Here is a 21,723-nt window from a genome sequence, read left to right as displayed (position 1 = left end):
AAGACCCTGGGCGCACTCTGTCGTCACTCCGCAGCCACTGGCGCCGGCTTCAAATCAGCGCCGGTGATCTTCAGCCCGCAGGTGTATATCGAGGGCTTTTCTGCCGGGAGCTTTACAACCAGGCCCGTCTCGGTTTGGATCCAGTCGAGTTTGCCCTTATAACCCAGCAAGCTGACCCTCTTAATCTTGCCGCCGCCGGTAGCAAGAGATTTGATTACCAACTGGTTGTCCTCAGGCCAGCCCAACGCGATAGCGTAGAGAGTCCGGCCCTTTGTCGTAAACCGGATGTCTTTGGCGCCATACGCGAAATCCTCTTTGAAACTGCCGCCTTTTATGCGCACCGGGCCTTCCCCATAAACCAGCCAGGGGCGTGTGCCATAAATCGCCTCACCATGGATGCTGATCCAGTCGGCCATCTGATGAAGCATCTGTTCCACATCGGCATCAAGCGAACCGTCCGGGCGCTGGACCACATTGAGCAAGAGGTTTCCGTTCTTGCTGACGATGTCCACCAACATGTGAATGGTCCAGGTTATTGGCCGGTATTTCCAATGCCGGTTGTAAAACCAGTCCCCAATCGAAGTATCGGTCTGCCACGGATACGGGTTGATGCCCGGCATCACCCCGCGTTCGAGGTCCTCGACCCAGCGGCCTTGGGACTTTTGTTTGCAGGTATAGACCACCTGGCCGCGCATCCCCCGGCGATGCGGATCGGAATTATACAAATGCGCAATCAAACTGCGGCCAACTTCGTTGCCAAAGGGCACCCCGCCATCGCTGTAGAGCAAGTCGGGATGATAGTTATCGACCAACTCCTTGATTTCATCAAACCACTGATCTTGCCAGCGCGGGTTGGTGCTGTACCAACCGGTGTCCCCAGGCTCCGCCGGGAAATGGTAGAGGTCTTGCCACTCCGGGTTGGCGCCATCGTAAGGCACGCCGGCCAAAGGGCCCGTCTTATCTGATTTGTGACTGGCCTGGAACCAGGTGAAACTGGCGCCCAAGTGCTCGGAAACCCCAAAGCGGAGCCCTTGCTTCCTGGCCGCCTTTTGCCAGGCGCCCACCACGTCCTTGTGCGGCCCCATATTCACCGCATTCCACCGGTGCAGTTTCGAGTTCCAGAGGAAAAAATTGTCGTGATGCGAGCCCATGCTGACGAAATAGCGGGCGCCGGCGCGCTTGTAGAGCGCCATCAGGCGGCCGGGGTCCCATTTCTCCGCTTTCCAGAGCGGGATAATATCCTTGTAACCATTGGTCGCGGGATGCCCGTAATGTTCGAGGTGATCCCGGTATTGTTCCTGCCCCTGTTCATACAAATGCCGGGCATACCAATCGCCGTCCATCGGCACCGCCTGCGGACCCCAATGCGCCCATATCCCAAACTTCGCGTCCCGGAACCATTCCGGACAATGATAATTGGTGAGTGAATCCATCGTCGGTTCGAACGGGCCCGGAGCAATCGGCAGAGGGTTGGAGGAACCGGCCTGCGCGCCCTGGACCAGAAAGAGCAGGAAGAGCAAGACCGGCGTAAAAAGCGCCAAGGTGGTGCGTTTGATACTCATTTTGGATTGGTGATAAACAATTCAGGTCAGATGAGGACATTAGTCATCGGCATCACCCTGCAATCGTATTGGATTCTGCCGTCAACGCAAAGCCCAATTGGCCAGCGATTCTCGTGATGAGGACGCAGGGGCCGGAAGGTCAAAGCTTGCCCAGCAGGACATTTGATTAACACGACCGCGATTACGAATTCCTGGCGAAACAAAACACAAAACCAGACTGCTGGCCCCGACAAGCGTTTCTGGCCATCCCTTGCTGGCCCAAAACCAAGAAAAAGCTATGCTGTCCGCGGAAATTTCCTGCAATTTTAATGCATTTTAATTCTTCTGCGCTTGCCTTCCCGCCGCATTCTGGAAGAACATCGATCTATCCGGTCCCGGCGCGCAAGACGGCTGGCTGATACAGGGGACGGTCCCTCAATACCAGGTTGCCGATCCCATGTTCATGCTCGTGTCAAACCTGAACCTCTCCTATAACGCCTTTTTCGCGGCGATCCCCTACGGCGGGGCGCAGATGCAATTGACAGGCCCCCAACCCAACGAGACGGTCAGCAACATCATCTCGGTCCAGGCAGTGATCACCGACATCAGCGGCCTCACGGGCACAAATCAGGGGCTTGCGGTAACAGTTAACGGCCTCCAGCCCAGGGCCACTGTTACCCTCGGCAGCACAAATACCGTAACCCTCGACACCCGGTACGCCGCCTCGGGTCTCCAGGAGATTGAGATAAACTACGGGAGCATCCCTTTTGCATTCGATCCGCAAAACCCCCCGATGGACACGCAACTGGTTTACGGCAACACGGCCACACTCTCTCTCGATTTTGAAAATCCGGCGTTCCTTGTGAACGCCAGCGACATGTGCTCGCCCGATATGGGCACGAACTTAATTCTTTTCGGCGTCAATCAACCCGATCAGATTCAGGTGACAATTTCCGCCGCGTCCGACGGCCGGCTTCTGGCGAGCTACGCGGGGGACCTACCGAATCCGGGAACTGCAATGATCCCGTGGAATTTCACGGAGCCCGATGGCACCACCCCTTACACTGACGACACCTACGTCGTACACTTTGTGGCAAACGATCCGACCACCTTGGACGTCACGAACACCATAGACCGGCAGGGGGTGCGGCCCGGGGCGGGGGTCATCCTCACGTACTGCGAGGAGTCGAACACCAACAATCAGTGGATGGGCTGGATCAACAGCCAAGCAGAGACCTGGATCGACCAGACTTTGCAATTCTTATATAACGACATCTACGACCAGTTAGGCTTGACCCAATATTACTCGTGGGAAATAGGAGACGGCCGCAACATCACCACCGGGTATGACCTCAATCCGGGGAGTCAATCTGGTTGGAAACCCTTCCATCAGCAAAAGTTGGGCAGCATGCTTTACTCTGATCTTACCTGGGGGCCAACCCATGGCGGCTGGACCGGAGTCGGCGCAAAGGGCCCGGGGTACAACGGGGCCGTGGCTTCATCCGGTGAGCTGGCAGGCTGGACCCAAGCTGCTGGACAAAACTGGAGAATGAGGAAAGTTGCCATGTGGGCCTGCAACACCATTTCCACCAACCCGGCGGTTTACCCCGGGAGAATCCCATTTCCCGTGGCATTCGGAATTCGCCCCAAGCCGCTCCAAGACACGACTTTCATGAGAAAGAACAGCGGCCTGTTCTTCGCGGGAGAGTTTCCCCAGGAGGGATTTGGAACTCCACTGACATCGATTGCCCAGGCAGAGGAGGGATTCGACCAGTTCTGGGTCACCGGTCCCAACAGTTACCCCGGCGGTTGCGAACCAAACTGGGGCGTCGCCAGGATGCTTAGAGTCACCCTAAACAATTTCCCAGGTCTTTCGGTGTATAAGCCTGTTCTCACCGGCTACTACTGGCTGCCATACACAACGCTGCTGGACGACGAAATAATGGGAAACAATCTGGGGAACGTAAATCAGTAGAGGAACGAAGCTATGAGGCGGAACTGGGGCATGGGCGTGCTTGTGGTCGCTGTGATGCTAGTGGCCATAGCGATCTTCCTTGCTAATCAAAAACGGACGCTCCCAACCGCTGAACCAGCTCCGGCCGCCTCCGCCCCAGAACGCTCGCTGCCCCTAAAGACGAATGTGGCGATTGCTGCTGTCCGGCCCATGAATCCCATTCAACAGCGGCTTCGCCAAATTCGAGAGCCCGTTTCCGATATGACTAGCGAGGAAAGGGAAGCATTCGACAAAAAATTCGCGGAGAAGATCAAACCGGCCGTGGAACAGTGGTGTAAGATATACGGAAGGCACCTGCCCTTCCGGCCAGAGGACGTGACAGAGGACAAGCTAAGGGAAAGCGCATTTCCGGACGGGCCGGCCCCAGAATTTAGCTTCGTGATTAATGGCACGACCTTGGGCGTCAGCGATGACCACGGCAAGATATGCGTTGATTACCTGATGTCCGCTGCAGCCAACGACCTGTTCCGCATGCCAAAAAGCCCGGCGCCGCCGCTGCCGATGTCAGTCAGCCGGGAGGAGATTCTTAGGCTTATAAAGGCGGATTCAGGAGGCCAAGAATTCCCGCCCGACCAAATCGCCATCAGGCCAACCAGCGCGTCAGGGGCCATGAACGGTGGAGTTTCTGTGGATGTGGGGGAAGGTGTCAACGCCCCCTTCATGCCGCTCCCCAAATTCGGCTTCGTCTTCGATCCCCAAGGCAAACTGGCGTGCTATCTTAGAGGGCTTGACACCGGAGGCGCGGCGCCCCCCGAGTTGAAAAAAGAAAAAAGATGACCCGGCGCGCGCCGCGCCGGCAGAACCGGCGCCAGAGCCGCACAGCGAGCTGCCGCATCGCTCCTGGATTTTTACAAACGCCACATCGATAACCCTGGTCCAGGAGGACCTGGGCACAACCAACCAGGTGAGCTTCACCATTACCAACGCGGCAGACGTCGCGCGCATCTCGCGAAGCGTTCATCTCGAGGCGGACCCAGTTGGGAGAAGGTGGGACTTGCACTCTCACGACGCCATCTTCCGAACGCCGGCCGGCAAAATTGAGGTCCAGTTCTGCAACGAGTGCCTCGATGTCGTGATCGACAGCCAGGGAAGCATAGCGCACTATAAAATGCCAAAAGGATTCTACAAGGAGGTGTGGAACGAGATTCAAAAGCGCCCTCAAAAGGAGCGGTGGGCCATGGAACCGCCATAGTTGCGCAGTTTGTGGGAATTGCAAACATCTTGAGAAGCCGATGGCGCAGGTTGTGCGTGGGACAGATTTCTTCGGTTAGGCGGCAAGGGCCAGGCAATCATTGCGGGCAGCGTGGGCGTTGAGTCGCGTTTTCCAAAAGTCAGAGAGTCGGCGCTGGCGCTGATACAGCGCAGAGCCAGGATGTTTTGGGCTCCAGGTACGCCCCAGAACATGCCTGACTGTTTGCACCGAGTGCCGATGATCGTCTTGCAGCCGGCTTCGATGACTCCCGAACCGATGAAGAAACCCCGGCTGCGGAAAGTGCCATACTGCATGCGCGCCACGTTGCGAACGAAATAACCAAGTTCCTTTTCTACCGCCTCGGCTCGGGCGGTGCCGGCGCATTCCTTGCGCGCGGCGTCGATGAGATGTTGGACTTTATCGCGGAGTAATTGTCGAGCCCAACGGCCGAGTCGTTTCTTGAAATCGGGATGTTCCTTGCTGCCCAGCAGGGCCGCCAGCACCTTGCGGGCGTGCTCCATCGCGTGATAGAAGTCCACGATTTGAAGAGCGGCGGGAAAACAGAGTCGCCCCATGTTGGCCAACCCTTCGGCGCCATCGATGAGCATTACCATGAACACGGCCAAGGACAGTCCCCGGATGGCCTCCTGCCGCAACAGCGGGCCGAACTCCTCGAGCGGTCCCATGGTGGAGACGTAGGTGGTTGAGTTGGGATCGCGTATGGGATGGCCTTGGTCATCGACTTGATGCTGCGTGAAAACGCAACCCAGGTTGGCCATCCGGGTCTTGGCCTTGCCGTCGGGTCCTTTGCCTTCCCGGCCCTCCAGTTCCTCCGGGCGCATGGGTTACGCCCGAGGCGTCGCCGCTGAGATACATAATGGACGCCGGTTGGGTGCCCGGCAGTGGTACCAATGCCTCGCGCTCTTGCCAGATTTGGGCGTCGGGACCCACGCCTTGTACCAACCGTTGGATCTGCCGGGCCGACACCTTAATACCGCCGGTCTCTTTCAAATGTTCCTGGGCCTTTTGGTAGCTGGCTTCATCGGCCCCCTCTAAGCACACCAACCGCGCCAAGGCCGGGGTAGAGCTCCTGGTAGAGCTCCCCTCCAGCCCCAAGGCGGCATCAGCCGGATAGTGCCCCTGCTGCTTGCCCGGATGATAGTAATAGTCCCGTTCCAAAGTGAAAAACCCGAAGATGCAGTCGAGCGTGAGCTGCGCTTTTGCTTTGCGCTGCCAGCCTGGTTTGGGCTGGTAAGCCGCGTCAATGCGGTCGGCAGCTTGCTGCAACAGATAAGCGACCACGTCCCTGGCCGAGCGAAAAACGGCCGTCCGTACTAGCCCCTCCAATTTCTGGACGGCGACACCGTTGGGTTCGGTAGCCTGGAAACGGGCCATCAAGTGCTCGATTTCCTGGTCTTGGGCGAGGCGGATTTGGGGCGGGATCTCTGCGGGTTGGGCTGGAGCTTTTTTTTTACGCCGATATGCAACTGGGCGCGGGTTTGCTCGATGATCTGCTGAGCGTATTGCTCGGTGAGTTGCTGGTATTGCTGGTAACCCTCAATGGCCTGTTGGACCTCCGGAACCTTGTCTTGTGGCAGATAGCGGCAGCAGTTTTTGCCGTTTTCCCAGGAGTTGAGGTTGTAGTAGGGACCGCTGGGTCCCTGGCGGATGATGGAGAGGGAGCCGTGCTCCATCCGTTGGATTTGAAGGATCTGTTGGATGAGGGACTGAGGTGTGAGAGGAGTATTCATGGGCGTAGTATAGATATACATCTCTATAAGACAACAAAAAACGGCGCAAATCATGAATCTGAAGAAATCTGTCCCACGCACGCGCAGGTTCAATCTTGTAGTTTGTTCTTCCTATCTGATTAAAATCCTCTCAATTCGGTGCTCGTGCGGTTGGGCAGGCCGGGGGCCGGTGTGCGTTTGAGCACGAGGTACTCGATGCTGCGCTGGGCGCAGTATTCGCGTTTACCTCCCCGGTCGCCATCATCGTTCACGGCGTAAATATCAGGTTGAATCCGCTCGATCTCCGGTTCGGCGTCCAGCCAGCCATTACCGCTGGAAATCAGCGCCTGGCGCACATAGCGAATCGAACCGACGAGGTAGCGCCTTTCATCCTGGGAAAGCAATGGGTGCCCAGGGCCTTTGAGCACGCGGATATTGGCGTCATGGCCGACCACAACGTATAAATCGCCATACTGGCTGACCTCTTCAAAGAAGCGAACATGACCGGAATGTAGCCAGTCATAGCAGCCGGTCACCATGACCTTCTTGCGCCCGGGCAACGCCGGCTTGGGGGTGGCCTCGGGAAAGCCTTCAAGCTGCTTTGCTGGAATGATGTGGTATTGAATTCCGTGCCGCTCACACCAGGTCCACCGCGCATTATTGGCCGGTCCCTCCTGATCAGCCCAAACCTGCGCGCGAAACCCGGCGGCCAGCGCGAGGCCCTCGCCTTCCATCACACCACTCGCAGCCTTAACGTCATGGACGTACCGGACAGCCCGCAGAAAATAGGCGCGCTCCGAGAAAGGAAACCCTGGGGTGCGGCCCGCAAGCAATCGCACCGCTTCATCCGGCCAAAGCAAAACGGTGACATCGCCCAGCTTGGCCGCCTCTTGCAGGAAGCGCAGGCCGGCTGAACCGGCATTATCAAACGCGCCGCTAACAACGACAGATGGCGCACTCATCTCTTGGTTCGGACCCGTACCTGGAAACCGCCGGGCACCGACTTGTTCGAAATGACGAGGAGATAGCCGCCTCCGCAGCCTGAGTACATCGCGCCGCAATAGTGCCGTTGATAAAAAGCAAGGATTCGCTCCAAATCGATTTTAATCGAGGGATGTCGCACCGTGTGCGGAAGGATTTTCTGCCAACAGACCATGCATTCATTCATCGATGCCCCCAGAGCCCCTGCGTCACCAGAGCGTATCGCCTCAAAGCAGTGTTTCCCAGTCTGGCCCAGCCGCGCGATCCATTTAGGATCGAGGCGCTTCACGCCAAGTGGATTGTAACCCGCAGGGCGTGGCTCAATCGGGAGCACATACAACACGCGCTCGAGCCAGCGCGCAACGCGCCAACTCGCCAGCGATTCAATCCGGCGCGGAAACACCCCGCCATCGACGGCGCAATCGTAATCGAGACGGCTGATGCCCGGATAAATCAGCCCGATCATATCTTGTGAACCGCTGGGCTCCGCCATGCCCTTGTTCTCAGCGGCGTACAACTCGCGCACAAGCTGCCCGGCGGGCCGATTGGGGAGCCGTCCGTTCCAGAGCGCCATGGCGACCGCGCGGGTCCCGCTGGCACACCCCGCGCGGTCCATGAAACGGAATGTCGGTTCAAGCGAGACCACCACCATTGACCCCGGTGGAGTGGGGTTGTGCCGCGAGACAAATGGCTGGTCAATCCATCCGCCCGCCAGCGCCAGCCGATTCGGAATGCTGCCGATAAGACCGGCAAACGATGCCTTTCGCATTGCCTTCATCGGCTCCTCCCTAACCGCGCAACGCATTTCTTTATACTCCACCCACCCGCTTCCAATGCCTGTCTGGCCCGCTCTGCGCTCGCGCCTGTCAACTCCTGCACAATCCCCACAGCGCGTTGTCTCAATTTTGTATTGGTGGGGCGCAGATCGATCATGAGATTGCTCATCACTTTTCCGAGCCGAACCATGCTCAGCGTCGTGAACGAGTTTAGAATCAGCTTTGTGGCCGTGCCGGCCTTTAATCGCGTCGAGCCAGTCAAAACTTCAGGCCCCAAATCCGGCGCAATGATGACGTTGGGACGCAAAGCCGATGGGATTCTCAGAAACGGATTGAAGCAAATCAGCACCGTCCTGGCACGGCGCCGTTTGGCTTCGGCGATGGCGCCCCACACAAACGGGGTGGTGCCGCTGGCGGCAATGCCGACTACGACATCGCGGGCGCTCACGCGGCGAGTTTTGATCTCGGCGGCGCCTGCAGCCGCATCATCTTCGGCGCCCTCGATGGATGCCCACAATGCTGAGCGTCCTCCCGCAATAATCCCTTGTACCTGCTCAGAGGGGGCGCCAAACGTCGGCGGACATTCGCTCGCATCCAAAACGCCCAACCGTCCGCTCGTGCCGGCGCCCACATAAAATAATCTGCCCGCGTGTTGGAACGCGGAGGCAATCAAGCGGATGCTTCGTTCGAGGGCTGGCAACTGTGTTAAAACCTGCCTCGGCACCCTGCCTTCTTCGGTGAGCATCAAGCGAATCGCTTTGCGCAACGGCAGTTTGTCCAGCCTCCTCGAGCGCGGATTGCGCTGCTCGGTAGGCGATAGGCGCATTGATGTGACGGTAAGGCGCGGGCGCTCCTTTGCTTCCTGCGCTATCGAAAGCGCACTTTCACCGAGACTCGCTGAAGGGGCAGTTTTGCCTTCCGGCCCCGGACTACGGCATCTCGTTTTGGCTAATTCAACCGCCCCCCACACGCTCTCCCGTTGCAGCGTTTTAACCACCGCCCCCGGCCAAAGCCGGCGCAATTCACGGCCAATTTCTGCCGCGAACCGAGGCTGCTTGAGCAACACCCCGCCCGAGAGAACGAAATCGACACGCCTGTTTGGCCTGGCAACCTTCCGCGCGCACAACGCCCCATCCTGGGCGAGAGAGCAAGCGGCCTTTTTCAGAATTTGCGCTGCAAGCTTTTCGCGCGCTGCATGGGATGCGAAGACCTCCTCAGCCAGCCTTGCAATAGCGCCTTTAGTCGCGCGATGAACCCAATCAATTAGCTCACGCGGTTGCGCGAGATTCAATTGACGCAGAATGTTTTGTCCCAGCGCAGGCCATTTGCCAGTGCGGTCGCGATATTCGACTGACGCCTGGAGGGCGCGCAGGCCAATTTCATAGCCGCTGCCGTGGTCCCCCAGCAGATGCCCCCAGCCCCCCACCTTGATGCCTTTACCTGCCGGGTCTTTGCCGTAGCAGGCCGAGCCGGTCCCGCTCAGGATAAGGACCTGCGGCGTGATCGACCCTTGCCCTTCGTTGCGATTTGCGGCGGCCAGCGCCGTCTCCAAATCGTGAGTGGCAAAACACGGCACACCCGGCCAGGCCTGGCCTGCGGCTAACCGGATTCGAGTTTTGTCCGATTCGGCCCAAGCCCCTGCCAGACCGATGGCCACCGCATCCGGACGGGGCAGAGCGGCTGCGAACCCGAAAAGATGCTCGGTCAATTGGCTATCGGTGAGGAGTTTTAAATTGGCGGGACCCGCTTCGAGCCGGCGCAGCGTTTTGCCTTGGCTGTCTGCAAGCAGGGCCACGGTGCGAGTTGCGCCACCTTCAATTCCCAGAAACCTTTGATTCTTCTCACCGCCACGGTGCGTCATGGCGTGATTATTTCGTGCGAGCGGCTCTTTTCAAGGCATTTGAACTCCTGCATATTCGGGTATGACTGCGCTTGAAACAGACATTCTGAATGGTCTTATCGAACTCGATTGGGCGGTGAATGCGATGGCTTCAGCCAATCCAAAGCCTGACCTGCGCCCACTCTTCGCGCGTTTGGATGATCTGGCGCGGCAATTGCCGAAAGGCTCGGACCCGGATTTGGTGCATTACCTGCACAAGAAAAGCTATCAGAAAGCCAGGCTCCTGCTGGAACAAAGGGGCGCTTGAAATGGATAACGACACCATAGCGGCAATTGCCACGCCGCTTGGCGAAGGTGGGCTCGCCGTTATCCGCTTGTCCGGCCCGCTCGCAATCGAGGTGGCAGACCGCTGCTTTGTCCCGGCCGGCAAGTCATCGCTCAAGCCCTCCGCGGCTTCTACCCATACCATTCAATACGGCCATATCACCCGCAATGGCCGGCGAGTGGACGAGGTCCTGCTCGCCGTCATGCGAGCCCCGCGCACTTTCACACGCGAGGATGTCATCGAGATCACCTGCCATGGCGGGGTGCTTCCGTCCAAAATGGTCCTCGACGCCGTGCTGGCGTGCGGCGCGCGCCTGGCCGAGCCCGGCGAATTCACCCGGCGCGCCTTTCTGAATGGCCGGCTGGATTTGGCCCAGGCTGAGGCTGTGGCTGACCTGATTCATTCGCGTACAGAGTTGGCCTTGCGCGCCGCTAACGAGCAGCTTGCGGGCAAGCTTTCCCAACGCATAAACCAGCTTCGGGAGCAGATGCTCAAAATCCTGGCCCATATCGAGGCGCATATCGATTTCCCCGATGAAGATATTTCCCCGGATACCCGCAACCAATTAGTCGAGCGCCTCGAACGAGGCATTGGCTTCGTCGAGGAACTGATCAAAACGGCGAACGAAGGCCAGATTCTGCGACGCGGGATTCGCGCAGCTATTATTGGCCGGCCCAATGCCGGCAAATCCAGCTTGCTCAATCAACTGCTCGGGCGCGAGCGGGCCATCGTTTCGGCCATCCCCGGCACGACCCGCGACACCATCGAGGAGACCGCCAACATCCGGGGTGTCCCGGTCGTTTTCATTGATACCGCCGGGCTGCGCGAAGCCCGCGACGAAATCGAATTCGAGGGAATCCGGCGCAGCCGCCAATCACTCGAAGCGGCCGAGTTCATCCTCCATGTATTTGACGCCTCCGAGACGCTCACGGCTGCTGATGATACCCTTTTGCACGAATTCTCTGCAAAGAAACGTATCCTCATCCGCAACAAGAGCGATCTGCCTTCGCGTCTATTCTTTCCGCCGGAAGAGGCACAAAACGCCGTTGATGTGTGCTGCCTGACCGGAGAAGGCATTGAAAAGCTCAAGGACCAAATCAATGCGCTGGCCTGGTCAGGTGAGATTCGGGCGGAGATGCTCGAGGTCATGATCAACTCGCGCCACCAGGAGGCTCTCCAACGTGCCTGCGCGGCCATCCGCCGCACGGTGGATGCGCTCCGCGCCCAACAAACACTTGAATTGGCCGCCCTGGATTTGCGCATTGCAGTCAATGCTATTGGCGAAATCGTGGGTAAAACAACCACCGAAGACCTCCTGGATATGATCTTCAGCCAGTTCTGTATCGGCAAGTAACTTGACCCCCGCCCCACGTTAGTCCACTGTCCACCCACTCGCACGGCGGTTGCTTCCTTGGTTAACCGCGTGTAAGTGTCTATACAAACATGGGTAAGGCCTTGATAATTGCCGAAAAGCCGTCGGTTGCGACCGACATTGCCCGGGCCCTGGGTGGCTTTAAGAAAAACGAAGATTACTTCGAGAGTGAGCATTACGTCCTCTCGTCGGCGGTCGGACATTTGCTCGAACTGATCGTCCCTGAAGGGGTCGAACCCGCCCGCGGCAAATGGTCTTTTGCCCATCTGCCGGTGATTCCCCCTCATTTCGACCTGCAACCCATCGAGAAGAGCCAGTCCCGCCTGAAAGTGTTGGGCAAGCTCATCAAGCGCAAGGACGTTGACCTGCTCATTAACGCCTGTGACGCCGGGCGCGAGGGTGAATTGATTTTCCGCAACATTGCCCGGTACACGCACGCCAAACAGCCCGTGAAACGCCTTTGGCTCCAGTCGATGACTCCCGCGGCCATTCGCGAAGGCTTTTCCACCTTGCGCGAGGACGCGGAGATGCTGCCCTTGGCCGATGCCGCCGTGAGCCGGTCGGAAGCCGACTGGCTGGTTGGCATTAACGGGACCCGGGCCATGACGGCCTTCAACTCGAAATCAGGGGGCTTTTTCAAAACCACCGTTGGCCGCGTGCAGACCCCTACCCTGGCGATTGTCGTCGAACGCGAGCAACGCATCCGGAAATTCGTTCCACGCGATTATTGGGAGGTGCTCGGCACCTTCCAGGCACAGGGTGGTGAATACACCGGCAAATGGTTTGACGAAAAATTTGTCCGCGCTGAAAAGGATGCCGACGCCGAGCTGCGGGCCGAGCGTCTTTGGGAACGCGAGCGGGCCGAAGCCATTCGCGAAAAATGTTTGGGCAAACCCGGCATCGTAACGGAGGAGAGCAAGCCCAGCACGCAGCTTTCGCCCTTGCTGTTCGATCTGACCGGTTTGCAGCGTGAGGCCAATAGCCGGTTCGGGTTCAGCGCCTCCAACACTCTGAAGCTGGCTCAGGCCCTCTACGAGCGGCACAAGGTTTTGACCTATCCAAGAACTGATTCCCGCGCCTTGCCCGAGGACTACCAGGACACGGTCCGCAAAACGCTCGGTATGCTTTCGGGCACATCTTACGGCTCGCTGGCGGAAACCGTGCTCAAGAATAATTGGGTCAAACCCAACAAGCGCATCTTCAATAATGCGAAGGTCTCCGATCACTTTGCGATTATCCCCACCACCGAGCCGCCCAAGGGCCTCAACGAGCCAGAGCAGAAGCTCTACGACATGGTCACCAAGCGCTTCCTGGCTGTTTTTTATCCCGCTGCTGAGTTTCTCGAAACGACCCGCATTACGAGGGTCGAGACCGAGCCGTTTAAGAGCGTTGGCAAAGTCCTCGTGAACCCGGGGTGGCTGGCTGTTTATGGACGGGAGGCGCAAGGCGATGACGCCCCGAGCCTGGCCCCTGTGCAGCCCGGCGAGCAGGTCCAAACCAGCAACGTCGAAGTCAAAGCTAATCAAACCAAACCACCACCCCGGTTTACCGAGGCCACCCTGCTCGGCGCAATGGAAGGGGCTGGCAAACTGGTCGAGGATGAAGAGCTGCGCGAGGCTATGAGCGAAAAGGGGTTGGGCACGCCGGCCACCCGCGCCGCCACTATCGAGGGCCTGATCTATGAACAGTACCTCCTGCGCCAGGGCAAAGAGCTGCAAGCCACCGCCAAGGCCTTTGCACTGATGGAACTGCTCAACGGCCTGGGCATCCCGGAACTGACCAAACCCGAATTGACTGGCGATTGGGAATTCCAGTTGCGCCAGGTCCAGCGCCGGCAAAAGAGCCGCGTCGAGTTCATGACCGGTATCACCGACATGACCCGCCATATCGTCGAGCGCGCCAAAAAGTTCGAGTTGGACACTATCCCCGGCGATTTCGGCGTCCTGCACGTCCCTTGTCCTCAATGCGGCGGAGAAGTTCACGAACGCTACAAGGCCTTTCAGTGCGTTAAATGTGAGTTCTCCATTTGGAAAATCATCAAAGGCCGTCTCTTTGAAGCCAAGGAGGTCGAGCAACTGATCCGGCACCGGCAGCTCGGACCATTGCAGGGGTTCCGCAGCCGGATGGGCAGACCCTTCGCGGCCGTCCTGCGCTTGAACGCCGAGAACAAGATGGAATGGGATTTCGGACAGGAACAACGCAACGGCGAGGGCCAAATCGAGGAAGTGGACTTTAGCGGGCAGGAGCCGGTCGGCAAATGCCCCAAGTGCGGGCAGCGGATATTCGAAACCGCGATGCATTATGTCTGTGAGCGAACCGTAGGCCCTAACCACACATGCGATTTTCGACGGGCGAGCAAGATTATCCTTCAACAACCCATCGAGAGGGGCCAAATGGAGAAGCTGCTGGCCACAGGCAAGACTGATCTCCTTGACAAGTTCATCTCCAAAAAGGGACGGCCATTCAAGGCATTCCTCGCCCTGAAAGACGGCGAGATCGGTTTCGAATTCGAGCCGCGCGCCAAATCAAAACGGGGCGCAGCAAAATCCAGCGAACCCAAGGAGCCCCAGCCTAAACTGGATTTCACCGGGCAAGAACCCATTGGCAAGTGCCCCAAGTGCGGCGGACAGGTATTTGAAACCGAGGCCGCTTATCTCTGCGAAAAGTCGCAAGCTGAGAAGCGCCCCTGTAAATTTAAAATAAGCAAAGTCATCTTGCAGCAACCCATCGACCGCGCCCAAGCCGCCAAACTCCTCGTAGAAGGCAGAACCGACATCCTCAGCCAATTCATTTCCAAAACGGGCCGGCCCTTCCGCGCCTATCTCGTTATGGATGAAACCGGCAAAGCCAATTTCGAATTCCCGCCGAGGGAAGAAGAGAGCAGCTCGACGGGTTTCCATTAGCCCCTGCCCTTGCGGAGCAGGCGCACGCTGAAAACGAGCTGGCAAACCAGCCCATTGGTGATAATGAGTTCCAGAAGTACCTGGGAAATTCCCTGTTTGCTTCTGAGTGGGGCATGCGCGAGCTTGGATGCGCAACAGGAGAAATGCCCGGGGGACTATTTGTACGACTGCAAAAATCGAACTGTCGAGTAATCGGTTAGTGACGGCGGGCGCTGCCGCCTAAAGGCGGCGTTCCGCGCGTCCGGAACGCCGGCTTCAGCCGGCAGCCCCGAGTCACTGAGGCGTTACAGTGCCGTCTGGATTTCAGACCACTCAGGAGTCTCTGAGCCTGGACTCCAACAGCGTCCTTTGAAGCTATTGGAGCAGTCTGCGCTTGGTCAGCCAGAAAGCAGCCGTGGGACACCGCTGCTCCTTTTGCCGTGCTACTTCATCCGCTCGAAGCTCTTCTTGAGAATTTCCCAGTCCTTTAGGCCGGCTAGCTTCTCGCGGGCTGCCGCATTCAGAGCGGCTTCTTTAGCGTTTTTGGTGGGCTTGTTGACTTTATAGAAAATCCCGAATACGCCCGGAAACGGCTCTTCAGCGAGCTTATAGGCCGCCGTTTCATCGGTTACATCGTGGCCGGCGGGGACGGTGTTAAACACACCGCCCTTACGGGGGTTCGACGCGTCAAACGCCCCTTCATAAAACTCAACGCATTCGCTCAAGCATTCGATAAAGCTGAAGCCATCGTGGTCCATGGCCGCTTCCATCATTTGCATGACGTGGTTGGGGTTGGTGCTCGTCGTGCGCGCGACAAATGAGGCCCCAGCCGCGATGGCCTGCTTCATGGGATTTATAGGATAGTCCACTGCGCCCCAGGTATCGGTTTTGCTCTTGAACCCCAAAGGCGAGGTCGGCGAGGTCTGCTTCTTGGTCAGCCCATAAACCCAGTTATCCATCACCACGCAGGTGAGCTTGATGTTCTTGCGGGCCGCATGGTTGAAATGGTTTCCCCCAATCGAAAACATGTCGCCGTCGCCGCCAAAGGCAAAGACGTGGAGGTCGGGGCGCGAGAGCGAGATGCCGCTGGCAAACGCCAGGGCGCGCCCGTGAATGTAATGGGCGCCGTAAGCCTGCACAAAATAAGGAAACCGGCTCGAACAGCCGATGCCCGAGATGGTGGTAATTCTCTCCTGCCACAGCTTGCGTTTCTCGATCAGTTTGAAGTAGAGCGCCAGCACCGAAAAATCGCCGCAACCCGGACACCAGGTCGGATGGTCGGCGGCGATGTCCTTTTTAGTCAGGGGTTTGCGCTCAGTGGGGGTTGGCAGAGCGGTGGCGCTGCCGTTGGCAGAACCATTCAGGATGCGTGGCTGGGCTTCAGTTACGGGGGAACTCATACATTTCTCAAATAGTTAGACGTGATAGGACCTGTTAAAATTCGTTACAGCTTGCGCAGACCGGCGGCAATGTCCGACTTCGCGCGTTCCAGAATCTCCCTGACTTTCCATGTCAGGCCGTCGGTCTTGTTGATGCCGCGTATCTTGGGGTCGCAATACCGGGCGCGCAACAGGCCCGCAAACTGCCCGTATCCATACAAACCCTCATCGTTCATCTCGACAACCCGGACGGTATTGAAGCCGGAGAAGATGTTTTCCAGCCCGGGAGGAAGCGGGTGGATATGCTTGAGGTGCATAGCCGAAACGCTGTCGCCTGACGCCCGGGCGCGGTCCACCGCTTCCTGGATTGGGCCGCGGGTCGAACCCCAGCCCACCAGCAGAACGTTGCCCTCCGGAGGCCCATACACTTTGGGGACCGGCAGGCTCGCCGCCAGGCTTTGCAGTTTCTTGCGCCGCTTTGCCGTCATCTGCATGTGCAGCTTGGGCGAACCGGTCGGGTGCCCGAATTCATCGTGTTCCAGGCCCCCGGCAATCGGGTAGCGTCCGCTCTGAATCGGGGTGCCGGGCACCACGCGCGGGACCACGCCATCTTTGGTCGAGAGGTCATATGGCTTATAATCGGCCACCGGCGCAAAACTGGGCGTAATGTCCTGGCAAACCTTTTCCAGGTCAGGGCAGGTGAAGGCCTCGATACGGGTGGCGATGGCCTGGTCGCTCAGGATGAAGACCGGGACATTATACTTGCGCGCGATGTTAACGGCCTCAATGGCCGTGAAGAAGCAGTCCTCGACATCCGAAGGGGCCATCACCACGCGCGGGGCATCGCCATGACTGCCGAAACAGGCCAGGTTCAAATCCGACTGCTCCACTGAGGTAGGCATGCCGGTCGAAGGCCCCCCACGCTGGATATCAACGACCACCAGCGGCACTTCAGCCATCACTGCCCATCCAAGGGCTTCCATCTTGAGCGAGATGCCCGGTCCGCTCGACCCGGTGACTGCCACCCGCCCGGCAAAACTGGCGCCATTGGCCATTGAAATGGCCGCAATCTCATCTTCGCATTGAACGAAGGTCCCGCCATATTTGGGCAACTCGCGGCGCAGAATCTCCATCACATCCGACCACGGAGTAATCGGGTAGGCGGCGCCGAAACGCACGCCCGCTGCGATAATGCCGTAAGCCATGGCTTCATTGCCGTTCATCACTACCTGCTGGCCGGCTTTGCCATGGCTGGCGGCAAACTTAAAGGTCTCTCGCACCTGGCCCAACGAGTGGCTATACCCGGCATGAAAGGCTGCCAGGGCATTATTCAGAATGCTGGCGTCTTTGCCGCCAAAACGCTCGCCGATCAGCTTTTCGAGCTTCGGCACGTTCAAGTCATACATCCGCGCCAGCAAACCCAATGCATAGATGTTCTTGCCCTTGTCCTTGGCTGTGCCCCCGATGGCCTCGACGGTCAGACTCGAGATCGGCACGCCAATATGGTGATAGGCCTGCTGCCAATCCGGCTTGGGCTCCACGTGATCACTGTCATAGAGCACGATGCCGCCCGCCTTCAGCGACCCGATATGGTCTTCGTACGAATGCTGGTAAAAGGCCAGCAGCACGTCCGCGTCGTCTCCAGCGCTGGCCACCTCGCCGGAGCCTATACGCACCTGGAATATCGATGGACCTCCCGAGATGGTCGAGGGAATCGTCATGAAGGTCATGACTTCCTGCTCGCTGCGCCCAGCCAGGCGCGCCAAAAAACCGCCTATCGCCTGGATGCCGTCCTGGGAATTGCCTGCGATGCGGATCACCGCTTCGTTAATCGTTGCGGTCGAGGGCTGGCCCGCCGGGGCGGGCGAAGAGGGTGCTGCGTCGTTCATGTCAGTTCGGTCTTTCGAATCAAAAAGTTTTAAGTCGCGCAAGGTCAGACGGGAACTGAGGGTCAATCAGGCCGAATTACCGCTGCCATAAAACTCTATCATCCCACCCCCCTATGTCAATTTGGAATCAGGCAATCTATTTGCCTGCTCATGAGGCGCTTGCGTCAAAAGGCAGGGGATGTCATATCAAAAACAAAATAGGGCAATTATCCCAGTTAATTTCTCGCACACTATTAATAAAATTAAATATTCAGCCTCTCTCGGCCGCAAGATAATATTTTATTGCATCGGCAACCCCGCGTCCATGGGGGCGCGGGCTGATATAGCCTTCCTGACGGCGGACCAGTTCGACGACCTGGGGCACGGCATTGGCCGGGGCCGCCAGGAACCGGGCGTATTGCCGTGAGAGCATGGACAAATCGTTTAAGTGATCGCCTGCGGCAAAGACGGTCGAGGCATTGAGACCGAGCCGCCGGGTCAACTCGGCCAGGGCAGTGCCTTTGTTATAGGCCTCATGGCTGAACCGGGCATACACGTCATTGCGCACGACGGTTAGCCGGGGAACGCTGCGGCAATAGTTCTCAAGGAAGGCATAAATGGCATCCATCTCGCCGTTGTTCCCCGCGATGAGGCATAAGGGCGAATAGGCGTCTTCGTAAATACGCGCGTGAAAATGCGAGTTAATCCAATCGACGAGCCGAGGCAGGTCAGGTTTCATCCGCGCAAAGACCTCGGCATGCGCGAAGCTGCAGGCCGAGTTCCATTCCTCGAGCCCGGTATAGAGCGATTCCTGATGGCAATGAATCTCCCGCTCCACCAGCACCAGGTAATCCGGCTCAACCCCTATCCCGGCGCGGCCCAGGGCCTCCATCAGACTCGACATGTCGCGCCCGGTATTGATCGCCCACTTGGCGCCCCCGGCCTGCAACCGGGCGATGAGTTCCTCCAATTCCCCCGGTATCGGCGGGCTCTCGAACTCGGCGAAGAGCGTGCCGTCGAAATCGGTGGACAGGAGTTTGATGGGTGAGTTCAAAGAAATCGCACCCTATGTATGTATAGTGACTACTTGCATCCTGAGATGTTCCTGGCGTACTTTGCGGTTGTTAGAAGCTATGTCAACGCTCCAGGACCAATACGACGACGCCATGTATGATTTTACCACGGGCGCGTACGATCAGGCGATTGCAAAACTCGAACGAATCCTGGCGGTTGACCCGGAGCATTTCGAGGCGCAACTCGCCCTGGGGATGGCCTTTTACCGCAAGGGCAACTATGCCGCAGCCATTGCCGAGGGGCTCAAGGCGGAGCGGTTGCGGCCCCACGAGCAACTGGTCCACACTAATCTCTCGCTCTTTTATATGAAGGCCGGAGACCGCGTGACAGCCGAGCATCATGGATTGCAGGCCCGGATTGCTTCGTGGCGGACCGAGGCGCAACAGGCCAAGACCGGGAACCCGCCCCCAAGCGACCCGGAACTGGACCTGGCAAAGCCCAAGCCGCAAAATGTAAAAATCCCATCCAAATTCCCTGATATGCCCTGGAAGAAAAAATCATGAAAACTGCCTACGAACTTGCTATGGAACGGTTGAGCAAAGGCGCGCCTGCCGTGAAGCTCACCGCCGAACAGAAAAGGCAACTCGCCGATCTGGACTCCCAATGCGCCGCCAAGATCGCCGAACGCGAGCTCTTCCTCAAAGGCGAAATTACCAAAGCCGTGGATAAAGGCGACGACGAGGCCGTCGAACAGTTGCAAAAGCAGCTTGTCAGCGACCGCAAATCTCTCCGGGCAGGTTTCGACGAAAAGAAGGACAAGGTGCGCCAGCCGGCCAGTTGACCCCGCGCATCGAGGAATTCAACTTCGTTAGGCGCCACGGTTCTAACTAACCTGTATATTTCACACACCACATGGAATGCCAACACACCGTGCGGAACGCCGCCTTCAGGCGGCAGCGTCCGCCGTCACTAACCGATTACACTGTCGAATCGTTTCGAATTGACAGCTTGGGTGTGGTGCTTTGTCGGTTATGAGATTCGTCATCATCAACGCGGATGATTTTGGACTGAGCGACGGAATCAATCGTGGTGTTATTCAGAGCTTTGAAGGAGGCATTGTCACCAGCGCCAGTTTGATGGTGCATCAAGCCGCTGCGGAAGCCGCCGCTCATTACGCCAAACAGGAACCCCGCCTGAGCTTGGGGCTTCACCTCGATTTCGGTGAATGGCTCTTCGCACACGGGGAGTGGGTGCAGCTCTACTCGGTTGTCCATTCGAATGAACCGAACGCGTTTGCTGACGAAGTCGAGAATCAACTTGCCGAATTCCGCCGATTGGTTGGGCGGGAGCCGACCCACATGGACTCGCACCAGCACCTTCACCGGGAGGAACCGATTCGTTCTCTAGTGTTGGCGGCGGCACGCAGAATCGGCGTTCCGGTGCGCGAATACAGCGCGATTCCATATTGCGGAGATTTTTATGGACAGACCGATGAAGGGGAAAGTCTGCCCGACGCACTGAGCGTGCGCAACTTGAAGCAAATTCTGGCAACACTGCCTCCAGGACTCTCGGAATTGAGCTGCCACCCGGGGTACCGGGACGGCTTGTCCAATGCCTATGCGGCCGAACGAGAACTTGAGGTGTATACGCTGTGCTCGGCAGAAATCCGCACAGCTCTGGCAACTCTGGGAATTCAATTATGTTCGTTCGAAACGGCGCCGCTCTCGCTGATTGCGACGGAGCAATCGATGGCTGGAAAACTGGCTTGCCATTAGCAATTGAAGGCGCTATCCACGGGGGAGCGGGAAGCTTTTGCGCCCCCCTTTCCACTCCCGGCTCCTCGCCCCGACTCTCATAGCCTCTGTGGTTCGACATTCCCCAACATTCGCTCCCCCTCCCTGGGGTACATTAATTACTTTACAGAAGGCCGTTGACCTCGCAGAGTAAATTGCGTGGATGTGGCATCAATGCGTGAAAGCAGCTTAGGGTCCCAGCCGTCCGATCCGCCTCTCAAAATGCCTGAGACCCAACTCGAGGCCGCAATTCGGCGGTCGCAGAGTTATTTGCTCAGCCAGCAAAAGCCTCAAGGCTATTGGATTGGTGAATTAATGGTCGATGCGACCTTGGTCGCGGATACCATTGCTTTTCACCATTGGAATGGCAAAGTCGATAAGGCCTGGGAACGCAAAGCCGTCAATCACATGTTCTCGATGCAATTGCCCGATGGCGGGTGGAACATCTATCACGGCGGCCCGGCGGAGGTGAACGCCACCATCAAGCTGTACCTGGCCCTCAAGTTGGCCGGCGTGCCCGTGACCGACCCGCGCATGCTCCGGGCGCGCGAAGTGGCCTTGAGCCTCGGTGGCGTGCCGCGAATGAACACGTTCTCGAAACTCTATCTGGCGCTTCTGGGGCTGTTCCCGTGGGATTATGTGCCAACCATCCCCTGCGAAGTCATCCTCATCGGCAAATGGTTTTATGTGAACTTCAACGAGATGAGTTCCTGGAGCCGCTCGATGCTCGTCCCGCTGGCCATCATTAACCATTACAAACCCACCCGGCCCCTCGATCATCATATCAACATCGACGAACTCTATCCCGAGGGCATCCACGAACGCGACCTGGCCCTGGCGCCCGACCCGGAACGCATCACCTGGCGCAACTTTTTTCTTTGGCTCGATCGCGTCCATAAATTTGCCGAATGGTTTGCCGAAAATAATATCCATCCATTCCGCAAGCGCGCGCTGCGCAAGGCCGAGCAATGGATGCTGGAACGATTTGAGGGCAGCGACGGCCTGGCGGCCATCTT

20 protein-coding genes are annotated in these 21,723 nt (G+C 58.0%); 10 read left to right on the top strand and 10 right to left on the bottom strand.

Annotated features, from left to right (window positions below; translation table 11 throughout):
* Window positions 1-23: 23 nt before the first annotated feature.
* A complete protein-coding gene (locus VG146_01665) occupies window positions 24-1,562 on the bottom strand; it encodes an alpha-L-fucosidase (protein HEV2391049.1) in 1,539 nt (512 codons plus the stop codon).
* A gap of 436 nt (window positions 1,563-1,998) precedes the next feature.
* On the opposite strand from VG146_01665, the gene VG146_01660 reads away from it, so the two are divergent.
* The 3 genes from VG146_01660 to VG146_01650 all read left to right on the top strand — a co-directional run bounded on the left by VG146_01660 (window position 1,999) and on the right by VG146_01650 (window position 4,747).
* Complete coding sequence (locus VG146_01660) at window positions 1,999-3,516, top strand: hypothetical protein (GenBank protein ID HEV2391048.1); 1,518 nt, start codon at window positions 1,999-2,001, stop codon at window positions 3,514-3,516.
* A gap of 12 nt (window positions 3,517-3,528) precedes the next feature.
* Complete coding sequence (locus VG146_01655) at window positions 3,529-4,332, top strand: hypothetical protein (GenBank protein HEV2391047.1); 804 nt, start codon at window positions 3,529-3,531, stop codon at window positions 4,330-4,332.
* A 127-nt stretch (window positions 4,333-4,459) separates the two neighbouring features.
* Complete coding sequence (locus VG146_01650) at window positions 4,460-4,747, top strand: hypothetical protein (protein ID HEV2391046.1); 288 nt, start codon at window positions 4,460-4,462, stop codon at window positions 4,745-4,747.
* On the opposite strand, the gene VG146_01645 is transcribed toward VG146_01650, so the two are convergent.
* From VG146_01645 to VG146_01620, 6 genes are all read right to left on the bottom strand, one after another.
* The gene (locus VG146_01645; protein HEV2391045.1) at window positions 4,714-5,589 is read right to left on the bottom strand and encodes a hypothetical protein; all 876 of its coding nucleotides are present in this window, start codon (window positions 5,587-5,589) and stop codon (window positions 4,714-4,716) included. The two genes, VG146_01650 and VG146_01645, sit on opposite strands and share 34 nt — an antisense overlap.
* A complete protein-coding gene (locus tag VG146_01640) occupies window positions 5,483-6,142 on the bottom strand; it encodes a UPF0236 family protein (protein ID HEV2391044.1) in 660 nt (219 codons plus the stop codon). The genes VG146_01645 and VG146_01640 overlap by 107 nt, the downstream gene beginning before the upstream one ends.
* A complete protein-coding gene (locus tag VG146_01635) occupies window positions 6,142-6,498 on the bottom strand; it encodes a DUF6788 family protein (GenBank protein HEV2391043.1) in 357 nt (118 codons plus the stop codon). The genes VG146_01640 and VG146_01635 overlap by 1 nt, the downstream gene beginning before the upstream one ends.
* A gap of 119 nt (window positions 6,499-6,617) precedes the next feature.
* Window positions 6,618-7,439, bottom strand: a complete 822-nt coding sequence (locus VG146_01630) for an adenylyltransferase/cytidyltransferase family protein (GenBank protein HEV2391042.1) — start codon at window positions 7,437-7,439, stop codon at window positions 6,618-6,620.
* Entirely contained in the window at window positions 7,436-8,236 is an 801-nt protein-coding gene (locus tag VG146_01625; GenBank protein ID HEV2391041.1) for a hypothetical protein, read from the bottom strand. The genes VG146_01630 and VG146_01625 overlap by 4 nt, the downstream gene beginning before the upstream one ends.
* Window positions 8,233-10,095: an N-acetylmuramic acid 6-phosphate etherase gene (locus VG146_01620; GenBank protein HEV2391040.1), complete on the bottom strand. Its 1,863-nt coding sequence runs from the start codon at window positions 10,093-10,095 to the stop codon at window positions 8,233-8,235. The genes VG146_01625 and VG146_01620 overlap by 4 nt, the downstream gene beginning before the upstream one ends.
* 61 nt (window positions 10,096-10,156) lie before the next feature.
* Between VG146_01620 and VG146_01615 the strand changes: the two genes are divergently transcribed.
* From VG146_01615 to VG146_01605, 3 genes are all read left to right on the top strand, one after another.
* Window positions 10,157-10,381, top strand: a complete 225-nt coding sequence (locus VG146_01615) for a hypothetical protein (GenBank protein ID HEV2391039.1) — start codon at window positions 10,157-10,159, stop codon at window positions 10,379-10,381.
* Window position 10,382: 1 nt separating this feature from the next.
* A complete protein-coding gene (mnmE, locus tag VG146_01610) occupies window positions 10,383-11,753 on the top strand; it encodes a tRNA uridine-5-carboxymethylaminomethyl(34) synthesis GTPase MnmE (protein ID HEV2391038.1) in 1,371 nt (456 codons plus the stop codon).
* Between the two features lie 89 nt (window positions 11,754-11,842).
* Window positions 11,843-14,674: a DNA topoisomerase III gene (locus VG146_01605; GenBank protein HEV2391037.1), complete on the top strand. Its 2,832-nt coding sequence runs from the start codon at window positions 11,843-11,845 to the stop codon at window positions 14,672-14,674.
* A 422-nt stretch (window positions 14,675-15,096) separates the two neighbouring features.
* Here VG146_01605 and VG146_01600 read toward each other — a convergent pair whose 3' ends face one another.
* The 3 genes from VG146_01600 to VG146_01590 form a co-directional block, all read right to left on the bottom strand.
* Entirely contained in the window at window positions 15,097-16,053 is a 957-nt protein-coding gene (locus VG146_01600; protein ID HEV2391036.1) for a thiamine pyrophosphate-dependent enzyme, read from the bottom strand.
* A 44-nt stretch (window positions 16,054-16,097) separates the two neighbouring features.
* Window positions 16,098-17,921, bottom strand: coding sequence for a 2-oxoacid:acceptor oxidoreductase subunit alpha (locus VG146_01595; protein ID HEV2391035.1), 1,824 nt, complete (start codon window positions 17,919-17,921; stop codon window positions 16,098-16,100).
* Between the two features lie 250 nt (window positions 17,922-18,171).
* Window positions 18,172-18,954: an HAD family hydrolase gene (locus VG146_01590; GenBank protein ID HEV2391034.1), complete on the bottom strand. Its 783-nt coding sequence runs from the start codon at window positions 18,952-18,954 to the stop codon at window positions 18,172-18,174.
* 79 nt (window positions 18,955-19,033) lie between these two features.
* On the opposite strand from VG146_01590, the gene VG146_01585 reads away from it, so the two are divergent.
* From VG146_01585 to VG146_01570, 4 genes are all read left to right on the top strand, one after another.
* Window positions 19,034-19,477 (top strand): tetratricopeptide repeat protein, encoded by a 444-nt coding sequence (locus VG146_01585; GenBank protein ID HEV2391033.1) that lies wholly within the window; start codon window positions 19,034-19,036, stop codon window positions 19,475-19,477.
* A complete protein-coding gene (locus tag VG146_01580; GenBank protein HEV2391032.1) occupies window positions 19,474-19,755 on the top strand; it encodes a hypothetical protein in 282 nt (93 codons plus the stop codon). The genes VG146_01585 and VG146_01580 overlap by 4 nt, the downstream gene beginning before the upstream one ends.
* 190 nt (window positions 19,756-19,945) lie before the next feature.
* Window positions 19,946-20,689 (top strand): ChbG/HpnK family deacetylase, encoded by a 744-nt coding sequence (locus VG146_01575; protein ID HEV2391031.1) that lies wholly within the window; start codon window positions 19,946-19,948, stop codon window positions 20,687-20,689.
* Between the two features lie 240 nt (window positions 20,690-20,929).
* The coding region (locus VG146_01570; protein HEV2391030.1) for a squalene--hopene cyclase at window positions 20,930-21,723 on the top strand (794 nt) is incomplete at its 3' end.

The sequence above is a fragment of the Verrucomicrobiia bacterium genome, from assembly GCA_035946615.1.
In the GTDB taxonomy this organism is placed as follows: domain Bacteria; phylum Verrucomicrobiota; class Verrucomicrobiia; order Limisphaerales; family UBA8199; genus DASYZB01.
This window is presented reverse-complemented; position numbering and strand designations above follow the sequence as displayed.

Coding starts and splice junctions, on each gene's coding strand:
- VG146_01585 (HEV2391033.1), top strand. CDS start 19,034: ATGTCAACGCTCCAGGACCAATACGACGACGCCATGTATGATTTTACC.
- VG146_01580 (HEV2391032.1), top strand. CDS start 19,474: ATGAAAACTGCCTACGAACTTGCTATGGAACGGTTGAGCAAAGGCGCG.
- VG146_01605 (HEV2391037.1), top strand. CDS start 11,843: ATGGGTAAGGCCTTGATAATTGCCGAAAAGCCGTCGGTTGCGACCGAC.
- mnmE (HEV2391038.1), top strand. CDS start 10,383: ATGGATAACGACACCATAGCGGCAATTGCCACGCCGCTTGGCGAAGGT.
- VG146_01615 (HEV2391039.1), top strand. CDS start 10,157: ATGACTGCGCTTGAAACAGACATTCTGAATGGTCTTATCGAACTCGAT.
- VG146_01635 (HEV2391043.1), bottom strand. CDS start 6,498: ATGAATACTCCTCTCACACCTCAGTCCCTCATCCAACAGATCCTTCAA.
- VG146_01640 (HEV2391044.1), bottom strand. CDS start 6,142: ATGGCCCGTTTCCAGGCTACCGAACCCAACGGTGTCGCCGTCCAGAAA.
- VG146_01620 (HEV2391040.1), bottom strand. CDS start 10,095: ATGACGCACCGTGGCGGTGAGAAGAATCAAAGGTTTCTGGGAATTGAA.
- VG146_01625 (HEV2391041.1), bottom strand. CDS start 8,236: ATGAAGGCAATGCGAAAGGCATCGTTTGCCGGTCTTATCGGCAGCATT.
- VG146_01600 (HEV2391036.1), bottom strand. CDS start 16,053: ATGAGTTCCCCCGTAACTGAAGCCCAGCCACGCATCCTGAATGGTTCT.
- VG146_01665 (HEV2391049.1), bottom strand. CDS start 1,562: ATGAGTATCAAACGCACCACCTTGGCGCTTTTTACGCCGGTCTTGCTC.
- VG146_01630 (HEV2391042.1), bottom strand. CDS start 7,439: ATGAGTGCGCCATCTGTCGTTGTTAGCGGCGCGTTTGATAATGCCGGT.
- VG146_01595 (HEV2391035.1), bottom strand. CDS start 17,921: ATGAACGACGCAGCACCCTCTTCGCCCGCCCCGGCGGGCCAGCCCTCG.
- VG146_01660 (HEV2391048.1), top strand. CDS start 1,999: ATGTTCATGCTCGTGTCAAACCTGAACCTCTCCTATAACGCCTTTTTC.
- VG146_01645 (HEV2391045.1), bottom strand. CDS start 5,589: ATGCGCCCGGAGGAACTGGAGGGCCGGGAAGGCAAAGGACCCGACGGC.
- VG146_01655 (HEV2391047.1), top strand. CDS start 3,529: ATGAGGCGGAACTGGGGCATGGGCGTGCTTGTGGTCGCTGTGATGCTA.
- VG146_01575 (HEV2391031.1), top strand. CDS start 19,946: ATGAGATTCGTCATCATCAACGCGGATGATTTTGGACTGAGCGACGGA.